Raw genomic sequence first — 25,839 nt, 5'->3', positions numbered from 1 at the left:
GCAATGTTGGTTCGGCGGCCCGTGCGCAGCGCACGCCGGAAACGGATTGGGACAGCGGCTCTCGCCTTGCAATCTTGGGGCAATTTTGCCGGCCCACATGCTGAGCTCCGAACCACATCAGTCGACCAGGCCAGCAAGGCCGGTCCGGGGCCCCGTAATGAAGCATTTTGACGAAGCCGCTTTCCGCCTCTCGGTGAATGCGCGGCGTACGACCGCCCTCCTTGCCGCACTCGGCGCGGTCGTGACGATCCCTCAGTCGGCTTCGGCGCAGACCGCGGTCACGCTGCCGGCGCCGCCGTTCGATTTGCCGATGCTGCCTTCGCCCTCCGGAAACTGGACGGTCATGGTCGGCATCGGCGGACAATACATGCCCGATTTCGTCGGATCGAAGGATGGAAAATTCCTCCCCATTCCGATCTTCGCCATTCGTCGTGCCGGATCGGTCGACCAGTTTCGCGGGCCGCGCGACAGCGCCAGCATCGCGTTGCTGGACGTCGGCAATTTTCGCGCCGGGCCTGCCTTCAAATACGTTTCTTCGCGCAAGAGCAGCAAATATGCCGAGTTGACCGGGCTTGGCGACGTCAAGGCCGCATACGAGGTTGGCGGCTTCGTCGAATATTATCCGGTCGACTGGCTCCGCCTGCGCAGCGAACTGCGCCAGGGCATCGGCGGCCATACCGGCACAGTCGCCGACATCTCCGCCGACGTCATCGTGCCGCTGATTCAAAGGCTCACGATCTCGGCCGGTCCACGCTTCACCTGGAAGAGCACCAAGGCGACCGCCCCGTATTTCGGCGTCGACACCGCGCAGGCGCTGGCGTCGGGGTTGCCGAGGTACGATGCCAAAGGCGGCGCGCACTCGGTCGGCTTCGGCAGCCAGATCTCCTACCGCATCAATCCGCAGTGGGAGGTCCACGCCTATGTCGAATACGAGAAGCTGCTCGGCGACGCCGCGGACAGCCCGCTGGTGAAGCTGCGGGGATCGTCGAACCAGACCACGGTCGGCCTCGGCGCGTCCTATTCGTTCGACTTCAGGATTCGATAGCTCGCCATGCGCCGCACTGCTTTTCTATGGATTGGCCTCGCGGCCACTTGCGTCGCTCTCGGCGCCGCCGCGGCCTTCGAGACGCGCGCGAGCCGTCTCCAGGCGATCAAGACCATCGGCGTCGTCTCGGCCATCGGCGAGGAGATGAGCCTGACACAGGCCGGCCTGACCGGCCTTGGCAACAGCGCGCAAAGCGTCTCGATCAGCGCATGGGGACTGGACGAGCTAATCGTGCAACAGACGACGAGGCTACTCGGCGGACGTTTTCGTGTGCAGCCGGTGACCTACAGGCGCGCAGCGTTCGCTGCGATCAGGGACTCGGCGGTTGCGCCCGTCAATCTGCTGCGGAGCGATCCGTTCAAGGAGCTGGTTCGCAGCGACATCACCCCGCAGGGGCTGGACGCCTATATCGTCATCACCCGGGCAAGATCGAAACTCGGAAATGGACGCAGCGTCGAGGGAGTCGGCTTCGCCGAATACCGGACGCTGCTCGCAAATTACGGCTTGATCCACGCGCTGTACGAGGTGCGCGTCATCGAGGGCAAGTCGTTCGACGTGATCGAGAAGAGGGCGGCCGCGCCGCTCGACAACACCGGGACCGTGAGTATCGCGGGCCCCAGCGGCCAGGTCGACGACACGTTTGACGGCCCAGCTGCAAGTGAACGGTTGCGCGCGGCGATCGCGGACCTGATCACGCGCAGTCTGCCCGTGACACTGGGCGACATGCACCTGATCGATAGTCAGTGATCGACCGGTTCGCCGGCGCTCAGGTCACCGGCGCCGGATTGAACAGTGTGAGGTCGTTGTGGATGCCCCAGCGATCCGACCACGGTTTTGTGCGGCCAGAGGCGACATCGAGGATCAGGCGGAACAGGTCCCAGCCGGTCTCCTCGATGGTCTTCTCGCCGGTGGCGATGCGGCCGGCGTCGAAGTCGATCAAATCCTTCCAGCGGCGCGCGAGCTCGCTGCGGGTCGCGACCTTGATCACGGGCGCAGCCGCAAGGCCGTAAGGCGTGCCGCGGCCGGTGGTGAACACCTGCAGCGTCATGCCCGAGGCGAGTTGGAGCGTGCCGCAGATGAAATCGGAGGCGGGCGTTGCCGCGAACAGCATGCCCTTCTGCGTCGCCTTCTCGCCGGGCGAGAGCACGCCGGTTATGGCGCTTGAGCCGGACTTGACGATCGAGCCCAATGACTTCTCGACGATGTTGGCGAGGCCGCCCTTCTTGTTGCCGGGCGTGGTGTTGGCGCTGCGGTCGGCGCCGCCGCGGGCCAGATAAGAATCGTACCAGGCCATCTCGCGCACCAATGCGCGTCCGACGTCCTCGTTGATCGCGCGCCGCGTGAGCAACTGGATGGCGTCGCGCACCTCGGTCACTTCCGAGAACATCACGGTGGCCCCAGTGCGCACCAGGAGGTCCGCGGCGAAGCCGACGGCGGGGTTCGCGGTGACGCCGGAGAAGGCGTCGCTGCCGCCGCATTGCAGGCCGATGATGAGGTCGGAGGCGGGGCAGGTCTCGCGCTTGCGGGCGTTCAGCACCTTCAGCCGTGCCTCGGCCTGGGTCATGATCGCGTCGACGATCGCGCCGAAGCCGTCGAAGGCTTCGTCCTGCATGCGTACGATGGCGTCGCTGACGCCTTCCGGCACCAGCCGCTCCGGCGCGAGCTTCTCGCAACCGAGACCGACGACGAGGATCTCGCCGCCGAAATTCGGGTTCAGCGCGATGTTCTGCAGCGTGCGGATCGGCACCACCGCATCGGGCGCGGTGATGGCGACGCCGCAGCCATAGGCGTGCGTCAGCGGCACGACGTCATCGACGTTGGGGTATTTCGGCAGCAGCTCGGCGCGGATGCGCTTCACCGCATATTCCATCGTCCCCTTGACGCATTGCACGGAGGAGGAGATGCCCAAAATGTTTTTCGTGCCGACCGATCCGTCGGGATTGCGATAGCCCTCGAACGTAAAGCCTTCGAGCGGCGGCAGCGCCGCCGGCACGGCGGTCGAGATTTCGAGCTTGTCGAGGTCGGGGGCCTCCGGCATGCGGATGCGCGCCTCGTCCACCCATTCGCCGGCCAGGATCGGCGACAGCGCATAGCCGATGATTTCGCCATAGCGGATGATCGGCGCGCCTTCCGCGATATCGACCAGCGCCGTCTTGTGGCCCTGCGGCACGAAGGCGCGCAGCGTCAGTCCGCAGCCGAAGCGAGAGCCGGCGGGAAGCCCGAAATCATTGACCACGATCGCGACATTGTCGCGATCGTTGAGCTTGATGTAGCGGGGCTGCTCTTTCGCTGCGACGTCCTGGTCCATGTGCGCTTGCCTCCGAAGCCGTAGGGTAGGCAAAGGCGCATCGCGCCGTGCCCACCATTCTTCACGTCGAACCGTAAGCGGTGGGCACGCTTCGCTTTGCCCACCCTACGAAGTCTATCAACCCGGGAACGTATAAGCCGTCTTCACCGTGGTGTAGAACTCGCGCGCATACGAACCCTGCTCGCGGGCGCCGTAGCTCGAGCCCTTCCGGCCGCCGAACGGCACGTGATAGTCGACGCCGGCGGTCGGCAGATTGACCATCACCATGCCGGACTCGCTGTTGCGCTTGTAGTGCGAGGCGTATTTCAGGCTGGTGGTGCAGATGCCGGAGGCGAGGCCGAACTCGGTGTCGTTGGAGATCGCCAGTGCTTCTTCGTAGTTTTTCGCACGGATGACGGCGGCGACCGGTCCGAAGATTTCCTCACGCGCGATGCGCATGTTGTTGTTGGCTTCGGTAAACAGCGCCGGCTGGAGGTAATGGCCGGGCGTTTCGCGCTTGAGCAGTTCGCCGCCGAAAGCGAGCTTGGCGCCCTCGTCCTGGCCGACCTTGATGTAGCGCAGGTCCTGGTCGAGCTGGCTCTGGTCGACCACAGGGCCGATATGCACGCCGGCCTTGAGCGCGTCGTCAACCGACAGGCCCTTCAGCCGCTCGGCCACGGCCGCGACGAAGCGGTCGTGGATGCCTTCGGTGACGATCAGGCGGGAGGAGGCGGTGCAGCGCTGGCCGGTGGAGAAATAAGCGCCATTGACGGCGACCTCGACGGCGGTCTTGAGGTCGGCATCGTCGAGCACGACGAGCGGATTCTTGCCGCCCATCTCGAGCTGGAATTTCTTCATCGGGTTCGAGAGCACGCAGGCCTGCGCGATCTTGCGCCCCGTTTGCACCGAGCCGGTGAAGGAGATCGCAGCCACATCCGGGTGGTCGAGCAGGGTCTGGCCGACCACGGAGCCGGAGCCGACCACGAGATTGAACACGCCGGCGGGAATGCCGGAACGGGTGATGATCTCGGACAGCGCATGTCCCGAGCCCGGCACCAACTCAGCCGGCTTGAACACCACCGTGTTGCCGTAGCAGAGCGCGGGCGCGATCTTCCAGGCCGGGATCGCGATCGGAAAATTCCAGGGCGTGATCATGCCGATGACGCCGACCGGTTCGCGGGTGAGCTCGACGTCGAGGCCGGGACGCACGGAGGCGCCCTTCTCGCCGATCAGGCGCAGCGCCTCGCCGGCGAAGAACGCGAAGATCTGGCCGGCACGGGCGACCTCGCCGATGCCCTCGGGCAGGGTCTTGCCTTCCTCGCGGGCCAGCAGGTGGCCGAGTTCTTCCTTGCGGGCGAGGATTTCGAGGGAAATCTTGTTCAGCGCGTCATAGCGCACCTGCGGCGTCGATTGGGCCCAGGCGGGGAAGGCGGCCTTGGCGGCGGCGATCGCCTTCTCGGTCTGCGCCTTGTCGGCCTTGGCGTATTCGCCGACGAGATCGTTGGTGTTGGAGGGGTTGATGTTCCTGGTGATGCCGGAGCCGTCGACCCATTCGCCGCCGATGAAGTTCTTCAGGATCGCAGTCATGTATTCCTCCAGAGTTTAGCGCACGAGGCAGGGACGTTTGTCGTCAAAGGTCCAGCCTGGGATCAGGTCCTGCATGGCAATAGCGTCATCACGGGCGCCAAGTCCATGCCGCTTGTAGAGGTCATGCGCCGCGTCGATGGCCGCCCTGTCGATTTCGATACCCAGCCCCGGCCGGTCCGGGACGGCAATCTTGCCGCCCTTGATCTGGAGGGGCTCCCTGGTCAGCGCCTGGCCGTCCTGCCAGATCCAGTGGGTGTCGATCGCGGTGACCTTGCCGGGTGCGGCGGCGCCGACATGGGTGAACATGGCCAGCGAAATGTCGAAATGGTTGTTGGAATGCGAGCCCCAGGTCAGGCCGTTGTCGCGGCAGGTCTGGGCGACGCGCACCGAGCCCTGCATGGTCCAGAAATGGGGATCGGCCAGCGGAATGTCCACTGCGCCGAGGCGCAGCGCATGGGAGAGCTGGCGCCAGTCGGTCGCGATCATGTTGGTCGCGGTCGGCAGCCCCGTGGCACGGCGGAACTCGGCCATGATCTCGCGTCCGGAGAAGCCGGCCTCAGCGCCGCAGGGGTCCTCGGCATAGGCGAGGATGCCGTGCATGCCCTTGCAGAGGCTGACAGCTTCGTCCAGCGACCAAGCACCGTTGGGGTCGAGCGTGACGCGCGCGTTCGGGAAGCGCTTTGCGATGGCGGTGACCGCCTCGATCTCCTGCTCACCGCGCAGCACGCCGCCCTTCAGCTTGAAGTCGGCGAAGCCGTAATGGTCGTGGGTGGCCTCCGCGAGCCGCACCACGGTCTCCGGCGTCATCGCCTCCTGATGGCGGAGGTTGAACCACTCGGGCTTGCCGGTCTCGCCCGCGGCGTAGTCGAGCCTGCTCTTGCGGCGATCGCCGACGAAGAAGAGATAGCCGAGCGTCTCGACGCTCTTGCGCTGCAGGCCCTCGCCGAGCAGCGCCGCGACCGGCAGGTTGAGGTGCTGGCCGAGCAAATCGAGTAGCGCGGATTCGATCGCCGTCACCGCGTGGATCATGACGCGGAGATCGAATGTCTGCTTGCCGCGGCCGCCGGCATCGCGGTCGGCGAAGGCGGTGCGGACGTCGGCGAGGATGTTGTTCATCGCGCCGACGGTCTTGCCGATGACGAGATCGCGGGCGTCCTGGAGCGTCTGCCAGATCTTCTGCCCGCCAGGCACCTCACCGAGGCCGGTGTGGCCGGCATTGTCGGTGAGGATGACGATGTTGCGGGTGAAGAACGGGGCGTGCGCACCGCTGAGGTTGAGGAGCATGCTGTCGCGGCCCGCGACCGGGATCACCTGCATCGCCGTGATAACAGGTGCGCCGGAAATATCAGTCTGGGCCATCGCACAGTCCTCGCTGTTGTCGTCCTATTCTGCAGCCTGTTGTGACGATCGGATGGCGGGCAGATTCTTCACCAGCGCGGTCACTTCCGCGATCTCCTGCTCGGTGAGGTCGGTCAGCGGCGGGCGGACCGGGCCGGAATCGCGGCCGATCACCTTCATGCCGGCCTTGATGATCGAGACCGCATAGCCCTTCTTGCGGTTGCGGATCGCGATCAGCGGCAGGATGAAATCCTTCAGCCCGGCCTGGATCGTGGCGTGGTCGCGCTTGCGCACGGCCGTGTAGAAATTGGTGGCGAACTCCGGAACGAAGTTGAACACGGCAGAGGAATAGGTCGTCACGCCCATGTCGAGATAGGGCAGCGCGAATGTCTCCGCGGTCGGCAGGCCGCCGACATAGGTCAGGCGGTCGCCCAGCTTGGTGTAGACGCGGGTCATCAGCTCGATGTCGCCGATGCCGTCCTTGTAGCCGACGAGGTTGGGGCAGCGCTCGGCAAGGCGGGCGAGCGTGTCGGGCTGGAGAATCGCGTTGTCGCGGTTGTAGACGATGACGCCGATCTTCACCGAGGCGCAGACCGCCTCGACATGGGCGGCAAGGCCGTCCTGCTCGGCATGGGTGAGATAAGGCGGCAGCAGCAATAGGCCGTCGGCGCCGGCTTTCTCGGCACCCACAGCGATCTCTCGGGCGATCGCGGTGCCGTAGCCGGTGCCGGCAAGCACGGGCACGCGGCCCTTGGTCTCGTCGACGGCGATCTTGACGACTTGCGGAACCTCGGCCGGCGTCAGCGAGAAGAATTCGCCGGTGCCGCCGGCAGCGAACAGGCCGGCGACGTCGTAGCCGCACAGCCAGTCCATGTTGGAGCGGTAGGTCGCCTCGTCGAAGGAATAGTCCGCCTTGAACGGCGTGACGGGAAAGGACAGGAGGCCGGATCCGATCTTCTTGGCCATTTCCTGCGGGGTCATCTTGCTCACGGGCGCGGCTCCCTTATTGCGTGTTGTGGAGGACGCGGGCCTTGAGGCCTGCGCGTCCATGCGCCGTGGTTTAGGAGACCGTTCGATACGCGTCCAAGCCAAAGCCTATATCGACCGATGCGGATTGAGCATCAATCCTCCGCCACCTCCGTGGAGGACAATTCACCGGCGATTTTGACCAGCGCCGAGAGCAGCGGATTCTCGTCGTCGCGGCGCCACACCATGAACAGCTCGACCGGCACGCGGCCCCTCAGCTTCAGCGGGCGCAGCCGGACGTCGGAGATCTTCAGGCCCGCGGCCGCAGCCGGCACGATGGCAAGGCCCAGGCCGGCGCGCACCATGGCCAGGATCGAGTGGATCTGGCTGAGGTGCTGGACATAGCGCGGCAGCACGTCGGCGCGGGTGAATTGCGCCACCAGCAGATCGTGGAAGTACCGGCTCTCATAGGGCGAATACATCACGAAGGGCTGGTCGTCGAAATCCTTGATGGTGATGCTGTCAGCATTCGCGAGCGGATGCTTCTTCGGGATCGCGGCGAGCAGCGGCTCGGCGACGACGCGGCGGCTGGTCAGCTCGGGCCGCGCGATCGGCGGACGGAGCAGGCCGGCGTCGATCTGGCCCGAGGTCAGCGCCTCGAACTGGTCGCCCGACACCATCTCCTTCAGCGAGAAATCCACCTCCGGCAGTTTTGCGCGGCAGGCTGCGACCAGTTCCGGCAGGAAGCCGTAAGCTGCGGCGGCCGTGAAGCCGATCTTCAGCGATCCGGTCTTGCCGAGCGCGATGCGGCGGGCGACTTGCGAAGCGCTTTCCGCAAGCTTGAGAATGCGGCGCGCCTCCGGCAGGAAGCTGCGTCCCGCAGGGGTGAGACGGACCGAGCGGCTGGTGCGCTCCAGCAGCGGCGCGTCGATGATATGCTCGAGCACCTGGATCTGCCGGGACAGCGGCGGCTGGGTCATGTTCAGCCGCGCGGCGGCGCGGCCGAAATGCAGTTCCTCCGCCACCGTGACGAAACAGCGGAGCTGGTTGAGGTCGAACATCGATACATGCCTTAGATGAATAAGGCGTTTCCCCGGCACTTCTAGCATCGATCATCCCCAAAACAAAGACGGCGGCTTTTGAGGGCCGCCGTTGAGTTGCCTGGTCAAGCTCCCATGGGAGCCCTCAGGAGGAACGTTTGAGCGTCACCCGCTCGATCTTGCCGACGATCACGAGATAGGCGAATGCGGCCACCAACGCGTTGGCGCCGACGAACACCAGTGCGCCGTTGAAGGAGCCGGTCGCGGCCAGGATGTAGCCGATCACGATCGGCGTGGTGATCGAGGACAAATTGCCGAAGGTGTTGAACAGGCCGCCTGAGACGCCGCCGGCTTCCTTCGGAGAGGTGTCGGAGACGACCGCCCAGCCGAGCGCACCGATGCCCTTGCCGAAGAAGGCGAGCGCCATGAAGCCGACCACCAGCGCCTGTCCGTCGACATAGTTGCAGGCGATGATCGACATCGACAGCAGCATGCCGCCCACGATCGGGATCTTGCGCGCCATGGTCAGCGAGCCGGTCCTGCGCAGGATCGCGTCGGAGATGATGCCGCCGAGCACGCCGCCGATGAAGCCGCACAGCGCCGGCAGCGTCGCGACGAAGCCCGCTTGCAGGATCGACAGGCCGCGCTCCTTGACGAGATAGACCGGAAACCAGGTCAGGAAGAAATAGGTCAGCGTGTTGATGCAGTACTGGCCGAGATAGACGCCGAGCATCATGCGGTTGGAGAGCAGCTGGCGGATGTGATCCCATCCGGAGCCGGCCTCGGGCGCACGCGCGCGCGGCAGATCGTTCTTGGGCGCATCGAGATCGACCAGCGCGCCGCCCTCCTTGATGTACTCGAACTCGGCGTCGTTGATCGAAGGATGTTCCTTCGGGCCATAGATGCTCTTGAGCCAGACGAAGCCCATGACAATGCCGAGCGCGCCCATCACGAAGAACACGAAGCGCCAGCCGTAGGAGTGCGCGATCCAGCCCATCAGCGGCGCGAAGATCACGGTGGCGAAATACTGTCCCGAGTTGAAGAAGGCCGACGCGGTGCCGCGCTCGTTGCTCGGAAACCAGGCGGCGACGATACGCGCATTGGCGGGGAAGGACGGCGCTTCCGCAACGCCGACAAGCAGGCGCAGCGCGAACAGCACGGTGACGGCCGTACCCGCGCTGAGGAAGCCGACCCAGCCCTGCATCAGCGTGAACAGCGACCAGATGATGATGCTGAAGGCATAGACGATGCGCGAGCCATAGCGGTCGAGCAGCCAGCCGCCCGGCACCTGCGCCGCGACATAGGACCAGCCGAAGGCCGAGAAGATCCAGCCCATGGCGACGGGATCGAGATGCAGCTCCTTGGAGAGCGCGGGGCCTGCGATCGACAGCGTGGCGCGGTCGGCATAATTCACGGTGGTGACCAGGAACAACATGGTCACGATGAATAGCCTGACGCGAGACCTCCTCGCATCCGCTGCGGACACCACTGCGCTCATCAGGCGCCTCCTTGAACTCGACCCGTTTCCCCGAGACGAGTCCTAGAGGCGCGCGCGGCGAAGTGTCCAAGTTCAAGGCAGCATCGATCGATGCCGTTTTTGGATTGATGAAACGGCAGGAAGAGGGAACGTTACGCGGAAATTGCGAACCTGCTCACCACGCACTCCGCTGTCATTCCCCGCGAAGGCGGGGAATCCAGTACGCCGCGGCCTCTCGGTTCAATCGCAGCTGCCGCGGAGTACTGGATCGCCCGGTCAAGGCCGGGCGATGACAGTGAGGGTGTGGAAAGTGTGAACCCCAAGCTCGTCATTGCGAGCGCAGCGAAGCAATCCAGGAATGCATCCGCGGAAACAGTCTGGATTGCTTCGTCGCAAGCGCTCCTCGCAATGACGCGAGGAGAGAGTCCGTCTTCGCTTCTACTGCCTTGCGCTCGGCAACAGCTGCGGCAGGAATCCGCGCGTCACGCCCGGCGGCGCGGCGTCCAGCCCGAGCACGGCGCTTGCGGCGGGAAGCGCCGCATCCGCCATCGCGGCATGACCTTCGGCGCTCGGATGCACCGCGCCGCCATAGACGGCGGAGAGCACGCCCCAGGTGGCGTCGTGGATGTCGGTCGGCTGGCTCGCCGCCGGCAATCCCTGCGGATAAGTCATCGCGGCAAAATAGCTGTCATTGGCGTCGCGGATCCAGCGCCCGCGCGGCAGGTAGGCGCGATATTCCGAGGCGCCGCGGCCGCAAAGCATCGGCTGGCTCGCCGCGCTCACGATATCGGGATTGAAGCTCTGGCCGTTCTCGGCGAAGCAGGCGCGATCGAATTCGGGATCATTGCCGGAATGGGCGCAGAAGCCGTGGTCGGCGAACGCCGCCTGATGCGCATCGACGAAGGTCATGCGCTCGGCCTCGGGATCGCGGCACAGCGCGCCGCGGGTACAGGTGGCGAGCCCCTTCAGCTGCGGCAGGAATTCAGTGTCGACGAAGGTCGAGACGCGCGCCAGGCGCTGCGGGTCGGCGTTGAAGGAGGGATGGATGTCGAAGCCGGCCCGGCCGCCGCGGCAGGGCACGCCGCCCTCGGCAAGCGCGGGATTGGCGTAGGAGACATAAACCACGTGCGAGAGGTCGCCGCCGACCAGCGGCTTCAGTGCCTCGCGCAGCTTGACGAAATTCTGCGGCAGCTCCCGCGCCAGCGCGTCGCGGGAATCGTCGACGCTCGCCATCACGCCGGAGCGGCGGAACAGCGTGCGCTCGGTCGCGGTCTCGACGATCACGTCGGCGACGAGGCCGGAGAAATAGACGTCGTTGGCGCCGACCGAGAGCAGCACGAGGTCGAGCGTGCGGTCGGGCTGGCGTTTCTTCGCCGCAGTGAGCGCCTCGCGCAGCTCGGCGACCTGGGCGGTCACGCTGGTGTTGCAGACGCCGGTCTTGCCGGGCGGGCATTCGCGGGCGCGCTGCGAGCCGAGCAGCCCGTCGCCGATGCTGGCGCCGGTGCAGGCGAGCGGCAGATAGGTCACGGCGATGTGGGTGTAGCGCACCGCGAGCGCCAGCGCGGTGCGCGTCTGGTAGCTGTACAGCGAGCGGTGGCAGGGCGCGTTGAACCAGAGCGCGCTGTAGCGTTGCCAGTTGGCGAGCGTATCCGGCGCCTCGCAGGCGCGGCCGCCCTTGAAGCCGTGGCGGCTTGGACGGTAGTACTGCGCACCGGCGGTGCCGAGATAAGAGCGGAAGCAAAAGCCTTCATCGGATAGCGCCAGCGGCCGGTCCGGATTGCCTTCGCCCGAGGCGATGCTGTCGCCGAGGCCGGCAACGAAGATGTCGCGGACCTGGATCTCGGTCTGGACGCGCTGGGTCGGATCGGAGCCGGAGGAGACGTCGACGGTCGCGACCGTCTGCTTGCCGTAGCGGACACGTAAGTTGATCGGCTCGGCGCAGTCGAAGGTCGATTGTTGCGGCCCGTCGCCGTCGTCGAACGACCAGGCGCAGGTGGCGCCGACCGGCACGGCGCCGACGAGGCGCACGGTGACGGGATGATCGATCGGGGTGAGATAGTTTTCCTTGGTGTTGTCGCGCGTGCAGGGCTGGTTGACCCGGCCCTGGAGGTCGATGCAGAGGCGGTTGACCATGTTGCGGGCCCAGCCGCGACCTTCGCTCTGGAGCTCCAGCGACTGTTCAGCGGCCAGGATGTTGCGGTTGCGCGCGTTCTCGACATGGAGCAGGAAGTCGCGCTCCTCGCGGAACAGCCGGAAGCGGTTACGCACCTCCCAGCTGATCTGCAGGCTGCCGGCGTCCTGAGCGGCGGCGCGCTGGGGCGGCAAGTCGATCAGAATCCCCGCAAGCAGCAGGGCGCCTGCGGAAAGGGTACGAAGGGGGAGAGGGATCATGGCCCGCTGTTCAACGGCAAAGTTGAGGCGGAAATAAGAGAGGATTGCTCCCCCGCCTGCAACCTTTGTCTCACGGGTTTGAGGATCCGCCTACCGCTTGCCAACCTGCCGCAGCGCCCGTTCACGCTCCATCGTGGCCACCTGCTTGGGCAGATTAGCCTGGGCGCAGGCCTCCGCCAGCCGTCGTCGCTCCTGCCACGGCGCGACCACGTTCATCCAGAGCTCGCGCGTGCCCATGATGGAGATGGCGAGGCCGAACGGGATCACGAAATAGAGGATGCGGAACACCAGCAGCGTCGCCAGAAGCTCTTCGCGGCCGAATTGGGGCAGCGCCACCAGCATGGCGGCATCGAACACGCCGATCGAGCCGGGCGCATGGCTGGCAAAGCCGATCAGCGTCGCCAGGATGAACACCACGGCAAGCGACATGAAGTCGATCGGCGGATTGGCAGGCATCAGCAGATACATTGCCAAGGCGCAGAAGCCGAGATCGACCACGCCGATCAGGATCTGGACCAGCGTCAGCGGCGCCGAGGGCAGCACCACCTTCCAGCCCTTTTGGCCGAGCTCCCGCCGCTTCTCGCCCATGCACAGCCAGACCAGATACGCGCCAATCGAGGCAAGGCCGCCGAGCGCGATCAGCCGGTTGATCGACGGGGGAAGCTGATCCATCGAGGACGCCGCATCCGGATGGATGGCCAGCCCGATCGAGAGCACGAAGATGTTACCGAGCCAGAAGGTGAGGCCCGACAGGAAGCAGATCTTGGCGACGTCAATCGCGTTCAGCCCGTAATCCGAATAGATCCGGAAACGGATCGCGCCGCCCGTGAAGACGGTGGCGCCGATGTTGTGACCGATCGAATAGGACGTGAAGCTGGAGAGTGCCGCGATGCGATAGGGCACGTGCTTCTTGCCGATCGTTCGCAGTGCAAAAAAGTCGTAGAATGTCAGCGTACAGAACGCGAAGAAGACGCAGATGGCCGCGAGCCCGATGCTCCCGCGGGGAATCTCGGTCAACGCGGTCAGGATGACCCCGGTATCGATGCCCTTGAGGGTCCGCACCAGCGTGGTGATCGCGAAGGCGATGATGAAGATGCTCGCGGCAACTCCGAGCCGTCGCCAGCCGATCCATCTCTTGAAGCCGCGCTTCAGCGCAGGCAGCAGTCCGTGCATTCATCCTCCCGGCGGGGGGCAAGACCGACCGGGCCAGGTATTGGCCAGTCGGGTGCGATCATGGCCAAAGGCAGGCATCGATCGCTAGGCATGATCCAGCTCATTTAAGGCAAAAACAGCGGCTTGTGCAGCCCTTGACAACAATAGGTTCTGCGCGGGACCGGCCATTTTGTCATACGCGGTTCACATCGAAGGCGCGTTAAGCATATGAGTCGTGAAACCGGCCGGCTCGCGCATTTGGTATGCTGACATGATCTCAGATCCCGGCGCCGTCCGTATTGTTCCAGCGCAAGCCTTACGGGCCTTTTTTGGAACGTCGCTGCCGCGCGCTCGTTGTGCCCCATCAGCAACCGAACATGGCGGAATAAGCGGCTTTTCGTGCAGGCCGCTGCCGTCGTGTCTCAGAAACCGAAAGAGGACGGAACGATGGGACTGTTCACAAAAGACATCAAGACCATGAACGACCTGTTCGTGCACCAGCTCCAGGACATCTATTACGCCGAGCAGCAGCTGACCAAGGCGCTGCCGAAAATGGCAAGCAAGGCGACCGATCCCCAGCTGAAACAGGGCTTTTTGACGCACCTCGAGGAAACCAAGCAACACGTCGCTCGGCTCGAGGAGGTCTTCAAGATGCACGGCGTCCCCGTGAAGGCAGTCGATTGCCCGGCCATTGACGGGATCATCGAGGAAGCCGACGAGACCGCCGGCGAAGTTGCCGACAAGGCGGTGCTCGACGCGGCGCTGATCAATGCGGCGCAGGCCGCCGAGCATTACGAGATCGTGCGCTACGGCAGCCTGATCGCCTGGGCCAAGCAGCTCGGCCGCAACGACTGCGCCAGCGTGCTCGCCAAGACGCTCGAGGAAGAGAAGGCGACCGACATGAAGCTGACGAAACTCGCCGAGAGCAAGGTGAACCTGCGCGCGGCGAGCTAGCGGCCGCGGCAAGCGCGCGCTTACCTCCCCCCCCTGTGGGAGAAGGTGGCGCGAAGCGCCGGATGAGGGGTTGTCGCCGCGAACTCGAGTGAGAGTCGAATTCGCGGAGACAACCCCTTGCCCGTCTCGCCGCTAGCGCGGCGAGCCACCCTCTTCCACAAGGGGCCCACAAGGGAGGGGGTTCACAGCGAGCGTGCCGCGCGTCCGGCTAGCCGGCATCCATCATTCGGTCATTATCGAAGCATGGCGGCGGGCTGGAAACGTATATTTCGCATGGGGCTGCAATCGGGTGCAGCATGCGAGCCAACACCATCAGAACTGAAACCTTCGACAACCGGGTCGCCACACCGCGCGCCTCGTCGCCTCTTGCGACCTCTCTCACGCTGGCGGCAATGAGCCTCGGCTATGGCGTCGTGCAGCTCGACGTCACCATCGTCAATACGGCGCTGGATGCGATGGGCAGGACGCTCGGCGGCGGCGTCGCCGAGCTGCAATGGGTGGTCAGCGCCTATACCATCGCGTTTGCCGCCTTCATCCTGACCGCAGGCGCGCTCGGCGACCGCATCGGCGCCAAGCGCGTCTTCATGGCGGGATTCGCCATCTTCACCACGGCGTCGCTCGCCTGCGCGCTGTCGCCCAACGCGGCCGTGCTGATCGCAGCGCGGCTGGTCCAGGGGCTGGCGGCGGCGATCCTGGTGCCGAATTCGCTTGCGCTGCTTAATCACGCCTATACGGACGACCGCGCGCGCGGTCGTGCCGTCGCGGTCTGGGCTGCCGGAGCGAGCCTTGCGCTCACCGCGGGCCCCTTTGTCGGCGGCGCGCTGATCACGCTGGTCGGCTGGCGCGCGATCTTCCTGGTCAACCTGCCGATCGGGCTCACCGGCCTGTGGCTGAGCTGGCGCTACGCCAGCGAGACCACGCGGGCGCGCTCGCGCGAGATCGATCTGCCCGGCCAGCTCGCCGCGATCGGTACGCTGGGGGCGCTGGCCGGAGCGATCATCGAAGGCGGTGCGCTTGGCTGGGGGCATCCGGCCGTGATCGCAGCTTTTGTCGGTGCCGCCGTTTTCGCCGCGCTCTTCGTCTGGCGCGAGAAGCGCGCGACGCAGCCGATGCTGCCGTTGTCGTTGTTCAGCCACAGGCTGTTCGCGCTGACCTCGCTCGTCGGCCTGCTCGTGAACATCGCAATCTACGGCTTGATCTTCGTGCTCAGCCTGTACTTCCAGCGCATCAACGGGCTGTCGGCGTGGTGGACCGGGCTCGCTTTCGTGCCGATGATGGCGGCGGTGCTGCCGGTCAACCTGCTGGCGCCGCGCCTCGCCGAGCGCATCGGCCCGTGCCCGACCATCGTGGTCGGTGCCTGCGCGTCGGCGCTCGGCTGTCTCGGTCTGCTGTGGATTGCGGCTGACACGAGCTATTGGATGATCTGCGCGCAGATGATCGCGATCAGCTCCGGACTTGGGCTCCTGGTTCCGCCGCTGACCTCGACCTTGCTGGGCAGCGTCGAAAAAGCGCGCTCCGGTATCGCGGCGGGCGTCCTGAACGCGACGCGGCAGACCGGCAGCGTGCTCGGCGTCGCGCTGTTCGGCTCTCTGGTGGCCGCGGAGGGGGCATTCATGGCAGGGCTGCATCTGTCACTGCTGGTGTCCGCGTCGGTCCTGTTGCTCGCTGCCGTCGTGATCGGCCTCGGTGCGCCGGCGCGAGGATGAACAATCCGAGTGAATGAGCACATCTTCTGTTCACCATTGCCGCAACAGGCGCGTAGCCAGTTACCGACTGTCCACTTCTGTTGGTTCAAGTGCGGGTCGATAGGGGCCCGCGATGTATCAAGTTCTCTACTGTCTCACCGAAGAGCACGATTTGCGGCTCGTCGCGCTTGGCGGCGCGGTGTGTCTGCTTGCCAGCGCGGCGGCGATCAGCCTGTTCCACCGGGCGCGCGCGACGCGCGGCCTCGGGCGTTTGGCCTGGCTCGGCCTCGATGCCGCCGTCAGCGGATGCGGCATCTGGGCGACGCATTTCATCGCGATGCTCGCCTACGGGCCGGGAGGCGCGGGCGCCTACAACATCCCGGTGACGATCCTGTCGTTGATCTTCGCGATCTCGGTGACCTTCGTGGGGCTGAGCATCGCCGTATCGTCCTTGCGCGCGGTGTGGATTCTTCTCGGCGGCGCCATCGTCGGCTCGGGTGTCGCGGCGATGCACTACACCGGCATGGCGGCGCTGGAGATACCTGCGCGGGTGGACTGGATCGGAAGCACGGTCACCGTCTCGGTGCTATCAGGAATTTTCTTTGCGGCACTCGCGTTGTTCGTGGCGGCGCGACGCGACGACCTCTTCCACGCGCTGGCGGCGACTGCCCTGCTGACGGTCGCCATCGTCGCGCATCATTTCACGGCGATGGGCGCGGTGCTATTGACGCCGGACCCGACGCTCGCGATCGGCGGCCTGTCGATCCCGCCGGCCTCGCTGTCCTTCCTCACCGCCAGCGCTGCGGTCGCGATCATCGCGATCGCACTCGTGGCCGCGTTGCTCGACCGCCGCGCCAGGGGCGAATTGGGTGCCCAGCAAATGGTGTTGGACACAGCGCTCGAGAACATGTCGCAGGGGCTGTGCATGTTCGACGCTGACGGCAAGATCATCCTGTTCAACGAGCGCTACGCGGCGATGCTTCGCCGCACCGACATCGCGCTCACCGGCCGCCGGCTGGTGGACATATTGCGGGACGAGCAGGCCAAGGGCCAGTGGCAGGGCGACGCGAATGATTTCTTCGCCCGCCTCGTCGCCGACGCGCGCGAGGGCCGCACCACGACCGACGTCGTCAACCGGTTCGGCCGCTCCATCCGGGTGGTCAACCAGCCGATGCAGGGCGGCGGCTGGGTCGCGACCTTCGAGGACATCACCGAATGGCTGGAGGCGCAGGCCAAGATCTCGCACATGGCGCGCCATGACGCGCTGACCAGCCTGCCGAACCGCGTGCTGTTCCACGAGCAGCTCGAGCAGGGGCTGCGCCGGACCAGGTCGGCGGGCGATCAGCTCGCGGTGCTCTGTCTCGATCTCGATCACTTCAAGGATATCAACGACTCGCTCGGCCATCCCATCGGTGATGCGCTGTTGAGGGAGGTCGGCCGCAGGCTGACGGCCGCCGTCGGCGAAAGCGACACCGTGGCGCGGCTGGGCGGCGACGAGTTCGCCGTGGTCCAGATCGGACGTTCCGAGGAAGCCGCTGCGAGATCGCTCGCCGGCCGTCTCGTCGAGGTGATCTCCGCGCCTTACGAGATCGACGGTCATCAGATCGTGATCGGCGTCTCGATCGGCATCTCGCTGTCGCCGCAGGACAGCAGCAATCCGGACGAGCTGTTGAAGAATGCCGACCTGGCGCTGTATCGCGCCAAGGCGGACGGCCGCAGCACCTATCGCTTCTTCGAGACCGGCATGGACGCCCGCGCGCAGGCGCGTCGCCTCCTCGAAATGGATCTGCGCGCGGCGCTGCAGCGCGACGAGTTTGAGGCGTATTATCAGCCGATCCGCGACGTCGTCAGCGGCCGCGTCGTCGCGTTCGAGGCTCTGCTGCGCTGGAACCACCCGCAGCGCGGCCTGATTGCTCCGATCGACTTCATTCCTCTGGCCGAGGAGACCGGACTGATCGTCCAGCTCGGCGAATTCGTGCTGCGCTCCGCCTGTATTGACGCGGCCACCTGGCCGGACGATGTCGACCTCGCCGTCAACCTGTCGCCTGTACAGTTCAAGAATCCGAACCTGATCACATCCGTGATCGGGGCGCTGGCCGCCTCGGGACTTCCGGCGCGCCGTCTCGAGCTCGAGATCACCGAATCCGTGCTGCTTCAGAACAGCGAGGCGACGCTGACCACCCTGCACGAGCTGCGCGCCCTGGGCGTGCGGATCTCGCTCGACGATTTCGGCACCGGCTATTCATCGCTGAGCTATCTGCGCAGCTTCCCGTTCGACAAGATCAAGATCGACCGCTCCTTCGTGTCGGAGCTGGCGACGCGCGAGGATTCCATGGCGATCATCCGCGCCGTGACCGGCCTAGGCCGCAGCCTCGGGATCGTCACCACCGCGGAAGGCGTCGAGAACGATGCCCAGCTCGAGCTGCTCAGGCGCGAGGGCTGCAACCAGGCGCAGGGCTATCTGTTCAGCAAGCCGCGGCCCGCCTCCGACGTGGCGATCATGCTGGACCGCCCGCGGCTGCTACGGGCGTCGGCTTAAGGGGTAGCCGCGGCGCAGCGCAAAATGGGCGCCGCAAAATGCCATGACGGCGCCGAGGCACAGCGCGGCGAGCCCGGCCAGCACGCCCGAGACGGTCGGGACCGGGCTCGGCGCCGAAGCCACCTGGCCCGCGCCTGCAAGCAGGAGCACGCCGACCGCGATCAGGAACTGCCGCATCCGCTGCGGGATCTGGCCGGAGACGGCGCTCTGCATCAACGTCGCCGTGAAATAGCCGCCGGAAAAGCCGACCGTGGCAATCAGCCACCACGCGATCGCCGCGCCGGCGGGGATGAACTCATGCGAGTCGGAGCGCCAGAGCCCGCCGAGGTCGAGCCCGTAGCGCGCGCCCAGCATGTGCACCGCGAGCGCGAGCAGCACGCCTGAGATCATTGCGGCGCCGAGAATCAGGCGGCGCGGAAAAAAAATCGTCTCAGCCATGTCTCGCTTGTAGGATGGGCGAGGGCGATCACGCAAGCGGGTCGCAGGCGGGACTGCGGGATTGGATCGATTGTGAAGATGCAGGATTCGGGAGCTGAGGCGACTTCGGGCACGAGCTATGCCTACAAGGCCTCGCTGATCGGCTCGGCGCATCGCTTCGAGCTGACGGAGGAGGGGCTTTCGTGGCACATCGCCGGGCGCTCGGGCCTGTGGCCGTATGACGAGATCAGCGCGATCCGGCTGTCGTTTCGCCCGGTGTCGATGCAGCAGCACCGCTTTCGCGCCGACGTCAGTCACAGCAGTGGCCGCCGTATCGCGATCCTGTCGACGAGCTGGCAGACCGCGGCGCTGATGGCGCCGCAGGACAACGGCTTTCGCGCCTTCATCATCGCGCTGCACGCGCGGATGGCGAAGGCCGGCAGCCGCGCGACGCTGACCGCCGGGCTTGGCGGCGCGGCCTATGCGGCGGTGCTGGCGTTCCTGGCGGTGCTGACGGTGGCGATGGCCGGCCTGTTGATCCGCGCGCTCGTGATCGGCGAGTTCGCCGGCGCGTTGTTCATCCTCGGCTTTGCCGCGCTGTTCGCCTGGCAGGTCGGCGGCTTCGTGCGACGCAACCAGCCGCGGAGCTATGGCTTCGAGCAATTGCCCCGGTCGTTGCTGCCATAGACCGATCGCTACTCCGTCGAGTCGAAATCCTCTTCCTTGGTGCCGAGCAGCGACACGATGGTGCGCAGGCCGGAATCGAGTTGCTCGAAGGTGGGCGGCGCGAGTGCGAGGCGCACCGCGTTCGGTGCATGGCCGTGGGCGATGGCGAAGGTGGAGGACGGCGTCAGCGCGATGCCGCGCCGGGCTGCAGCGGCGACGAAGGTCTGCGAGCGCCAGTGCGGCGGCAGCGTCAGCCAGAGATGATAGGAGCGTGGGTCGGCGGCGAGCTGGTACCCGGCCAGCAGTCTTGCGGCGGTCTGCTGGCGCCGCGCGGCGTCGATGCGCTTCAGCCGCGCCAGCTCGGCGACGGTGCCGTCGGCCATCAGCCGCTGTCCGGATGCGAGCGCGTGGCCGGAGGCGATCCAGCCGCCGGTCCGCACCGCGCTCATCACGCTTTCGCGCAAGTGAGGCGGCGCCACGAGGATACCGAGCGCAAGGCCGGGCGCGACCTTCTTGGACAGGCTGTCGAGCACGATGCAGCGGTCCGGCCCGAGCGCGGCCAGCGGCGTATCGTCGGCGAGGAAGCCGTAGACGGTGTCCTCGATGATGGTGAGGTCGAGCTTCTCGGCGACGCGCATGATGTCGGCGCGTCGCGTCGCGTTCATGGTGACGCCGAGGGGGTTCTGGATGATGGGCTGGAGATACAGCGCCGACAGATGCGCCTCGCGATGCGCCTTCTGGATGGCGTCGGGCCGCGCGCCGTGCTCGTCCATGGGAATTGGGACCAGCGTCACGCCTAACCGCGCGGCGATGCTCTTGACGTAAGGATAGGTCAGCGCCTCGACGCCGCAGCGGCCGCCGGTGGGAACGAGCGCTGCGAGCGCGGCCGCGAGCGACTGCTTGCCGTTGGCGGTGAAGACGATCTGCTCGGCCTGCGGCGCGAAATCCTTGCGCGCGAGATAGGCGGCCGCAGCATTGCGTGCGCTCTTGGTGCCGGTGCTGGTCGAGACGCGCAGCGCGGATTCGAGCGCGTCGACGCGCTCGAGCCCTGCGAGGCTCTTGGCGATCATCGCCCATTGCTGCGGCAGCAGCGGATAATTGACCTCGAAATCGATCCGCGCATCGCGCGGCTCGCTCAAGGCCTCGACCTCGCGCCTGATGTCGCCGGAGATGAAGGTGCCGCGACCAACCTCGCCGACGACGAGCCCACGGCGAAGCAACTCCGTATAAACCCGGCTCGCGGTCGAGACCGCGATGCCACGGTCATAGGCAAAATTGCGCTGCGGCGGCAGCCGGTCGCCGGGCCTTAACGTGCCGTTAGCGATATCGACGGCAATGGCATCGGCAAGCTTCACGTACTCGAACTTGGACATTATTGCACCGAGAGCAATGTTTTACTTGCTCCGAGTAGTGTACTGGAGCATTTAAGTTCCATCAAGTTCCGCGATTGAGCCGAGGAGAGCGAGAGCAATCCGACGGCAATGAGGTGCAAGCGCTCGTAGCGTCTGCGCCAACGGCATCGGCTTCGCCGCGCGGGACGACTGCCGGAGAAGAAAAATGACCCTGATCTCACAAACTGCCGGGCGGAGCTTACGCCCATCCTCAACGGGCGGATTTTTTGCATCGCTCGCCCACGCCGCCTATGCGCTGTTCGACCGCTTGGAGCGCCGCTCCGCCGTCAAGACCCTGAACGAGCTCGACGACCGCGCCCTGCGCGACATCGGCATCACCCGCAGCCAGATCGAGGACGCGGTGTACGGGCAGTTCAAGGCCGAGCTGACGCGGTATTTGTGAGGCACGTGTCCCGGACGCGCTGCAACGCTCTTGGCGTTGCTGCGCAGAGCCGGGACCTAGGAAGCCACAGGGCTCACTGATGCATGGGCCCCGGCTCTGCAGCGCACCGCCGAAGAGGCGCTGCGCTGCGTCCGGGGTACGAGAGTGGTGTTGGGCGCGCTATTGCTTCCGCACCGTCATTGCGAGCGGAGCGAAGCAATCCAGGACTGCCGCCGCGGAAAGACTCTGGATTGCTTCGTCGCAAGGGCTCCTCGCAATGACGGAGTGTGGGGTGGCATGGTCGATGATCATTCGCATTTCACCCGCAGACACACCTTCTCACCCACAGACACACCTTCGCATCCTCGCGGCTCATCTCGCCCGAGCTTTGCTTGATCGCTTCCCCTCAATTGAAAGAGGGCGCAGGGAAGACCGGGTGCCGGCTGGCACCCGCGGTCCACTGTGCGAAAGGCAGTAGCAAAAATTGCACAGCGGCATACAGGTGAAGCCAAACAACCGGCCTTCCCTGCGCAGTGGTTTGACGGCTTATGTCGTGCTCTCCTCGGGGAGCGATGCACTGTTGCCCCCGTCGCCTTGCGGATGATCGATGCGCGTGCCCGGTCGGGTCGCCACATCACCGCTGAGACTTGACGCACAGACCCCGGGCGTCAGGACCACACGATTTTGCCGTACGCCGATCACACCGGTCGTGTGCGCGAGGTGTTTCGCTCACGGTTACCCGCCCTGCGAAACCCTTCGCGCCGATGCAATCAGCGTCCACCGCCGTCCGGCCCGCGTTCGTGACGATCGCGATACGCCCCTCTTCCTTGGGCCGGGTTGCGGCGACACATACGTCATTTCCGAATTTCGGTAAAGTGGAATATTTTCGCCGCCGTGCGTTGACCCAGGGCTCGCATGTTTTGCCCGTCGGGCAACGCGATATCTTGTAGCCCGGATGGAGCGCAGCGTAATCCGGGAGTCCATCCATGCGGAACGACAGTCCCGGATTGCGCTGCGCTCCATCCGGGCTACGGACTGGTGGCGAAGCCTACGATGCCTCAACTTCGTCATTGCGAGCGCAGCGAAGCAATCCAGAATCTTTTCCGCGGAGGGATTCTGGATTGCTTCGTCGCAAGGGCTCCTCGCAATGACGGTTGAGAGAGCAGGGCCGCCAGCGCAGACGGAGTTCGCCGCGCCGCCTAATGCCTCACCACCAGCACCGAGCACTTCGCGTAGCGCACGACGTGGCCGGCGTTGGAGCCGAGGAAATAGGTGCGCATCGCCGGCCGGTGCGAGGTCATGACGATCAAATCGGCCTTCATGTGCGTGGCTTCCTCCAGAATCTCGTGGTAGATGCCGCCTTGGCGCACCACGCTGGAGATCCGCGCTTGCTCGATGCCGGATTCGCGCGCGACGATGGCGAGCGCCTCTTCCGAGGTCTGGCGTTGCTGCTCATCGAAATCGGCCGGCACGTATTCGGCCAGCATCACCGGCGTCATCGGCAGCACGTTGAGCAGGCGCACCATGCCGCTCCAGGTCTGCGACAGCGTTGCCGCCGTCGCGATCGCCGGTTTGGCCAGATCGGTGTCGGCGAGGTCGATGGGCACGAGGATGGACTTGAACATCTGCGCCTCCAATTCTTCCAGTCAGCACGTCTTGTCGGCACGTCGCGCGATCATCCCGATCGAAGCAGCTTGGGGCTGGTGAACAGCACCAGCTTGCCGCGGCGGTAGGCCACGTCACCCCAATCCTTGACGTCAAAGTCGAAGATCGCAAGTCCCGAGGTGGGCAGATTGTCGGCGAGCGCCTTGGCGCCGGCGGGATCGCCGCCGCCCATCAGCATGAGCGCGGCCTCGTGCATGCCGGGATTATGGGCGACCAGCAGCAGCTGCTTCGGGTCGGCCGGGGCCGTTGCAGTGCGAATGGAGTCCAGGATCTGCGCGGGATCGGCGCCATAGAGTTCCGGCAGGATCTCGACCTGCGGCGCCGGGACGCGGTCCTTCATCGCCTGCCAGGCGATGTCCCAGGTCTGCCGGGCCCGGACGGCATGTGACACCAGCACGGTATCGGGGAAGGGCCGATGGGTGGCGATCCAGTCGCCGATCTGCGCAGCATCCCTGTGGCCGCGGTCGTCGAGCCGGCGATCCTGGTCACGGCCGCTCGGCGCGTCAGTCTCTGTCTTGGCGTGACGCAGCAACATCAAACGGCGCATGGCATTCTCGAATCGTTCCACATCCAGAATAAGCTACAGGCGCCGGTTGAGGGCAAGGTGACAGGCGCCCGGTTGGTATAAAGCACACTGAGATTAGAACGAATCGTCATCGCGCTTTAGGTCGTTATTGTGAGCATGATCTCGACGCAAACCCGATTTCCCGGTTGGTAGTCATGGAAAACCGCTGCACACTTTTCGGGTTCATGCTCTAAGAAACGACATGAGCGAGACTTTCACAAGCGTGTCCCAGGGAGAAGCCGGCCTTCGCGACCGCACGCGGCTGACGTTTGACCTCGATGCCGACATCTGCGTCATCGGTGCGGGTCTCGCCGGGCTCACGATTGCGCTGGAAGCGGCCCGGCTCGGCGCCAGCGTCGCGGTGCTGGAGGGGCGCCACATCGGCTGGAACGCGTCCGGCAACCAGCTCGGCGCCGTCATGCCGGGCTTTGCTCTGCCGCTCGCCGACCTGATCGAGCGCATCGGCTTCGAGGACGCGCGTGAATTGTGGGGGTTGTCGAAGGAGGGCGCCGAGTTCGTCCGGGCCAACGCTACGGAAGAGAACATGCCGGGAATTGCCCGGAGCGACGGTGTGCTGGAGGTCTCCAACGTCGATGCCGGCGACCGGCTAATCAGCCGGTTGCAGATGCTGAACGAGGATTTCGACACCGAGGTCGAGGGTTGGCAGGTCGATCGCGTCCGCGAGGTGCTCAAGACCGATCGCTACTTCCACGGCGTGTATTACCCGAGGGCGTTTCAGGTCGACGGCCGCAAATATGTCCACGGCCTCGCGGCGCTGGCACGGCGGGCAGGCGCCCGCATCTTCGAGGACACGCCTGTCGTCAGTATCGATCATTCCGGCATCCGCAAACGCATCGTCACGCCCTCGGCGCGGCTGCGTGCAACCCATATCGTGCTCGCGGGCAACATTCATCTCGGCGCGCCCTTGAGGCGCCTGTCGGAGACGCTGCTACCGGTCTGGCGCTATGCCGGAATCACCGCGCCGCTCGGTGAGCGCGTGCACGAGCTTATCGCCTTCAAGGGATCGGTGATGGATTCCGACGGCGTCGACCATTTCCGCATCGTCGACGGCGACCGGCTGATGTGGGAGAGCCCGGAGACCACTTGGGCCGCGCGTCCGCAACGCTTTGGGGGCGCTGTCAGGCGGCGGATCCGTACGATCTTCCCGGCGCTCGGCAATGTCGAGATCACCGAGACGTTCGGCGGCGCCACCGGCCAGACCGTGCACGGCATGCCGCAGATCGGCCAGTTGCGCAAAGGCCTGTGGGTGGCAAGCGGGTTCGGCCGCCAGGGCATGAACACCTCGGCCATGGCCGGGCAGATGATCGCGCGCAGCATCCTGCGGGGCGATGAGCGCTGGAAGTTGTTCTCGCCGTTCGAACTGGTCTGGGCGGGCGGTGCCACGGGGCGGGTCGCGGGACAGTTGGTCGGGATCTGGGGCAGGGCGAGTTCCGCCGCCGCAGGCTCGCTCGCCCGTTACCGCGAACGTGCCAGGGTCAAGGACAGGGAGCGCGAGGCGCGCCTCGCCGAAGCCAACCGGGCCGCCGGCACCGGTCCGCGCCGCCCCCCCGCCCGGCGTCCGGCCGCGTCCGGCCCCGCCGCCGAAACCCGCGGCTCAAGAGGAAGAACGGGCCATGGAACCGGCCTCGCAGGACGTCGGCGTCGCGCGATAGACCCCGAGAAAAATTCCGCCCGGACGTGTAACGTTGGCCGTTAAAGCCCGTATCTCAGGGCGTGGACGCTCCCGCACGGAGAATGAGATGTTTGACCGCCGCATCCTGTTGACGACTGCCGCCGGCCTGTTCGGCCTTGCGGCCTTCCGCTGGCTCAAGGGAACGCCGGCCGAGGCCGGCGAGAAAGCCGCGGAAAAGTTCGAGATCACGAAGACGGAAGCCGAATGGCGCGCCCAGCTCACGCCGCAGCAATATGAGATCCTGCGCAAGCACGGCACCGAGCGGCCCGGCTCCAGCCCGCTCCTGAAGGAGCATCGCAAGGGCACCTTCGCCTGCGCCGGCTGTGACCTGCCGCTGTTTGCCTCCGAGACCAAATTCGAGAGCGGCACCGGCTGGCCGAGCTTCTACCAGCCGATCGAGGGCAATGTCGGTAAGACCGAGGACCGGGCCTACGGCATGGTTCGCACCGAGGTGCATTGCCGCCGCTGCGGCGGCCATCTCGGCCACGTCTTCGACGACGGTCCGAAGCCGACCGGATTGCGCTACTGCATCGACGGATTCGGGCTGGTCTTCCACCCGGCTGCTGCATCGGCGACGTAGGCAGCGAGGCGTCATTCCG

The 25,839-nt window shown here is 65.7% G+C and carries 20 protein-coding genes and 1 pseudogene; 9 read left to right on the top strand and 12 right to left on the bottom strand.

Features of this window, described 5'->3' with window-relative positions; translation table 11 throughout:
- Positions 1–157 precede the first annotated feature (157 nt).
- Together IVB26_RS27265 and IVB26_RS27260 are read left to right on the top strand one after the other, a co-directional pair.
- Positions 158–1,045, top strand: a complete 888-nt coding sequence (locus tag IVB26_RS27265; protein ID WP_247968202.1) for a MipA/OmpV family protein — start codon at positions 158–160, stop codon at positions 1,043–1,045.
- 6 nt (positions 1,046–1,051) lie between these two features.
- Positions 1,052–1,792, top strand: a complete 741-nt coding sequence (locus IVB26_RS27260; RefSeq protein WP_247968201.1) for a hypothetical protein — start codon at positions 1,052–1,054, stop codon at positions 1,790–1,792.
- A gap of 19 nt (positions 1,793–1,811) precedes the next feature.
- On the opposite strand, the gene garD is transcribed toward IVB26_RS27260, so the two are convergent.
- The 8 genes from garD to IVB26_RS27220 form a co-directional block, all read right to left on the bottom strand.
- Complete coding sequence (gene garD, locus IVB26_RS27255; RefSeq protein ID WP_247968200.1) at positions 1,812–3,353, bottom strand: galactarate dehydratase; 1,542 nt, start codon at positions 3,351–3,353, stop codon at positions 1,812–1,814.
- 117 nt (positions 3,354–3,470) lie between these two features.
- Positions 3,471–4,919: an aldehyde dehydrogenase family protein gene (locus tag IVB26_RS27250; protein WP_247968199.1), complete on the bottom strand. Its 1,449-nt coding sequence runs from the start codon at positions 4,917–4,919 to the stop codon at positions 3,471–3,473.
- Between the two features lie 15 nt (positions 4,920–4,934).
- Positions 4,935–6,278 carry a glucarate dehydratase gene (gudD, locus tag IVB26_RS27245; RefSeq protein WP_247968198.1) on the bottom strand — a complete coding sequence of 448 codons (1,344 nt, stop codon included), beginning with the start codon at positions 6,276–6,278 and terminating at the stop codon, positions 4,935–4,937.
- 24 nt (positions 6,279–6,302) lie between these two features.
- Entirely contained in the window at positions 6,303–7,247 is a 945-nt protein-coding gene (kdgD, locus tag IVB26_RS27240) for a 5-dehydro-4-deoxyglucarate dehydratase (protein WP_247968197.1), read from the bottom strand.
- Between the two features lie 131 nt (positions 7,248–7,378).
- Complete coding sequence (locus IVB26_RS27235) at positions 7,379–8,284, bottom strand: LysR family transcriptional regulator (protein WP_247968196.1); 906 nt, start codon at positions 8,282–8,284, stop codon at positions 7,379–7,381.
- 124 nt (positions 8,285–8,408) lie between these two features.
- Positions 8,409–9,761, bottom strand: a complete 1,353-nt coding sequence (locus IVB26_RS27230; protein WP_247968195.1) for an MFS transporter — start codon at positions 9,759–9,761, stop codon at positions 8,409–8,411.
- 417 nt (positions 9,762–10,178) lie between these two features.
- Positions 10,179–12,131, bottom strand: a complete 1,953-nt coding sequence (locus IVB26_RS27225; protein WP_247968194.1) for an SGNH/GDSL hydrolase family protein — start codon at positions 12,129–12,131, stop codon at positions 10,179–10,181.
- 90 nt (positions 12,132–12,221) lie between these two features.
- Entirely contained in the window at positions 12,222–13,304 is a 1,083-nt protein-coding gene (locus IVB26_RS27220; protein ID WP_247968193.1) for a lysylphosphatidylglycerol synthase transmembrane domain-containing protein, read from the bottom strand.
- Positions 13,305–13,730: 426 nt separating this feature from the next.
- On the opposite strand from IVB26_RS27220, the gene IVB26_RS27215 reads away from it, so the two are divergent.
- The 3 genes from IVB26_RS27215 (at position 13,731) to IVB26_RS27205 (ending at position 18,461) form a co-directional block, all read left to right on the top strand.
- Positions 13,731–14,237: a YciE/YciF ferroxidase family protein gene (locus tag IVB26_RS27215; RefSeq protein ID WP_063203919.1), complete on the top strand. Its 507-nt coding sequence runs from the start codon at positions 13,731–13,733 to the stop codon at positions 14,235–14,237.
- A gap of 296 nt (positions 14,238–14,533) precedes the next feature.
- Entirely contained in the window at positions 14,534–15,943 is a 1,410-nt protein-coding gene (locus IVB26_RS27210; RefSeq protein WP_247968192.1) for an MFS transporter, read from the top strand.
- A gap of 112 nt (positions 15,944–16,055) precedes the next feature.
- On the top strand, positions 16,056–18,461 hold the full coding sequence (locus IVB26_RS27205; protein WP_247968191.1) for an EAL domain-containing protein: 2,406 nt from the start codon (positions 16,056–16,058) through the stop codon (positions 18,459–18,461).
- On the opposite strand, the gene IVB26_RS27200 is transcribed toward IVB26_RS27205, so the two are convergent.
- The gene (locus IVB26_RS27200) at positions 18,444–18,899 is read right to left on the bottom strand and encodes a hypothetical protein (protein WP_247968190.1); all 456 of its coding nucleotides are present in this window, start codon (positions 18,897–18,899) and stop codon (positions 18,444–18,446) included. The genes IVB26_RS27205 and IVB26_RS27200 overlap by 18 nt on opposite strands.
- 78 nt (positions 18,900–18,977) lie before the next feature.
- On the opposite strand from IVB26_RS27200, the gene IVB26_RS27195 reads away from it, so the two are divergent.
- Positions 18,978–19,565, top strand: coding sequence for a hypothetical protein (locus IVB26_RS27195; protein ID WP_247968189.1), 588 nt, complete (start codon positions 18,978–18,980; stop codon positions 19,563–19,565).
- An 8-nt stretch (positions 19,566–19,573) separates the two neighbouring features.
- On the opposite strand, the gene IVB26_RS27190 is transcribed toward IVB26_RS27195, so the two are convergent.
- On the bottom strand, positions 19,574–20,917 hold the full coding sequence (locus IVB26_RS27190; RefSeq protein ID WP_247968188.1) for an aminotransferase-like domain-containing protein: 1,344 nt from the start codon (positions 20,915–20,917) through the stop codon (positions 19,574–19,576).
- Positions 20,918–21,101: 184 nt separating this feature from the next.
- On the opposite strand from IVB26_RS27190, the gene IVB26_RS27185 reads away from it, so the two are divergent.
- On the top strand, positions 21,102–21,338 hold the full coding sequence (locus tag IVB26_RS27185) for a DUF1127 domain-containing protein (protein ID WP_247968187.1): 237 nt from the start codon (positions 21,102–21,104) through the stop codon (positions 21,336–21,338).
- A gap of 1,178 nt (positions 21,339–22,516) precedes the next feature.
- Here the strand turns inward: IVB26_RS27185 and IVB26_RS27180 are convergent.
- Positions 22,517–22,942 (bottom strand): universal stress protein, encoded by a 426-nt coding sequence (locus tag IVB26_RS27180; RefSeq protein WP_247968186.1) that lies wholly within the window; start codon positions 22,940–22,942, stop codon positions 22,517–22,519.
- A 50-nt stretch (positions 22,943–22,992) separates the two neighbouring features.
- Positions 22,993–23,529, bottom strand: coding sequence for a SixA phosphatase family protein (locus IVB26_RS27175; RefSeq protein ID WP_247968185.1), 537 nt, complete (start codon positions 23,527–23,529; stop codon positions 22,993–22,995).
- Positions 23,530–23,749: 220 nt separating this feature from the next.
- On the opposite strand from IVB26_RS27175, the pseudogene IVB26_RS27170 reads away from it, so the two are divergent.
- Both IVB26_RS27170 and msrB read left to right on the top strand, forming a co-directional pair.
- A pseudogene (locus tag IVB26_RS27170) lies at positions 23,750–25,220 on the top strand (NAD(P)/FAD-dependent oxidoreductase).
- Positions 25,221–25,307: 87 nt separating this feature from the next.
- Positions 25,308–25,820 carry a peptide-methionine (R)-S-oxide reductase MsrB gene (gene msrB, locus IVB26_RS27165; protein ID WP_246926655.1) on the top strand — a complete coding sequence of 171 codons (513 nt, stop codon included), beginning with the start codon at positions 25,308–25,310 and terminating at the stop codon, positions 25,818–25,820.
- Positions 25,821–25,839 lie beyond the last annotated feature (19 nt).

Source organism: Bradyrhizobium sp. 195 (assembly GCF_023101665.1).
Taxonomy (GTDB): domain Bacteria; phylum Pseudomonadota; class Alphaproteobacteria; order Rhizobiales; family Xanthobacteraceae; genus Bradyrhizobium.
The sequence above is the reverse complement of the archived record's forward strand: the minus strand, read 5'-3'. Positions and strand labels throughout refer to the sequence as shown.

Excerpts from the sequence above, each read along its gene's own strand:
- gudD (WP_247968198.1), bottom strand. The coding sequence starts at position 6,278 with ATGGCCCAGACTGATATTTCCGGCGCACCTGTTATCACGGCGATGCAG.
- IVB26_RS27195 (WP_247968189.1), top strand. The coding sequence starts at position 18,978 with ATGCAGGATTCGGGAGCTGAGGCGACTTCGGGCACGAGCTATGCCTAC.
- IVB26_RS27190 (WP_247968188.1), bottom strand. The coding sequence starts at position 20,917 with ATGTCCAAGTTCGAGTACGTGAAGCTTGCCGATGCCATTGCCGTCGAT.
- IVB26_RS27250 (WP_247968199.1), bottom strand. The coding sequence starts at position 4,919 with ATGACTGCGATCCTGAAGAACTTCATCGGCGGCGAATGGGTCGACGGC.
- IVB26_RS27215 (WP_063203919.1), top strand. The coding sequence starts at position 13,731 with ATGGGACTGTTCACAAAAGACATCAAGACCATGAACGACCTGTTCGTG.
- IVB26_RS27225 (WP_247968194.1), bottom strand. The coding sequence starts at position 12,131 with ATGATCCCTCTCCCCCTTCGTACCCTTTCCGCAGGCGCCCTGCTGCTT.
- garD (WP_247968200.1), bottom strand. The coding sequence starts at position 3,353 with ATGGACCAGGACGTCGCAGCGAAAGAGCAGCCCCGCTACATCAAGCTC.
- IVB26_RS27265 (WP_247968202.1), top strand. The coding sequence starts at position 158 with ATGAAGCATTTTGACGAAGCCGCTTTCCGCCTCTCGGTGAATGCGCGG.
- IVB26_RS27210 (WP_247968192.1), top strand. The coding sequence starts at position 14,534 with ATGCGAGCCAACACCATCAGAACTGAAACCTTCGACAACCGGGTCGCC.
- IVB26_RS27235 (WP_247968196.1), bottom strand. The coding sequence starts at position 8,284 with ATGTTCGACCTCAACCAGCTCCGCTGTTTCGTCACGGTGGCGGAGGAA.
- IVB26_RS27260 (WP_247968201.1), top strand. The coding sequence starts at position 1,052 with ATGCGCCGCACTGCTTTTCTATGGATTGGCCTCGCGGCCACTTGCGTC.
- IVB26_RS27185 (WP_247968187.1), top strand. The coding sequence starts at position 21,102 with ATGACCCTGATCTCACAAACTGCCGGGCGGAGCTTACGCCCATCCTCA.
- IVB26_RS27175 (WP_247968185.1), bottom strand. The coding sequence starts at position 23,529 with ATGCGCCGTTTGATGTTGCTGCGTCACGCCAAGACAGAGACTGACGCG.
- IVB26_RS27230 (WP_247968195.1), bottom strand. The coding sequence starts at position 9,761 with ATGAGCGCAGTGGTGTCCGCAGCGGATGCGAGGAGGTCTCGCGTCAGG.
- IVB26_RS27220 (WP_247968193.1), bottom strand. The coding sequence starts at position 13,304 with ATGCACGGACTGCTGCCTGCGCTGAAGCGCGGCTTCAAGAGATGGATC.
- IVB26_RS27200 (WP_247968190.1), bottom strand. The coding sequence starts at position 18,899 with ATGGCTGAGACGATTTTTTTTCCGCGCCGCCTGATTCTCGGCGCCGCA.
- msrB (WP_246926655.1), top strand. The coding sequence starts at position 25,308 with ATGTTTGACCGCCGCATCCTGTTGACGACTGCCGCCGGCCTGTTCGGC.
- IVB26_RS27180 (WP_247968186.1), bottom strand. The coding sequence starts at position 22,942 with ATGTTCAAGTCCATCCTCGTGCCCATCGACCTCGCCGACACCGATCTG.
- IVB26_RS27205 (WP_247968191.1), top strand. The coding sequence starts at position 16,056 with ATGTATCAAGTTCTCTACTGTCTCACCGAAGAGCACGATTTGCGGCTC.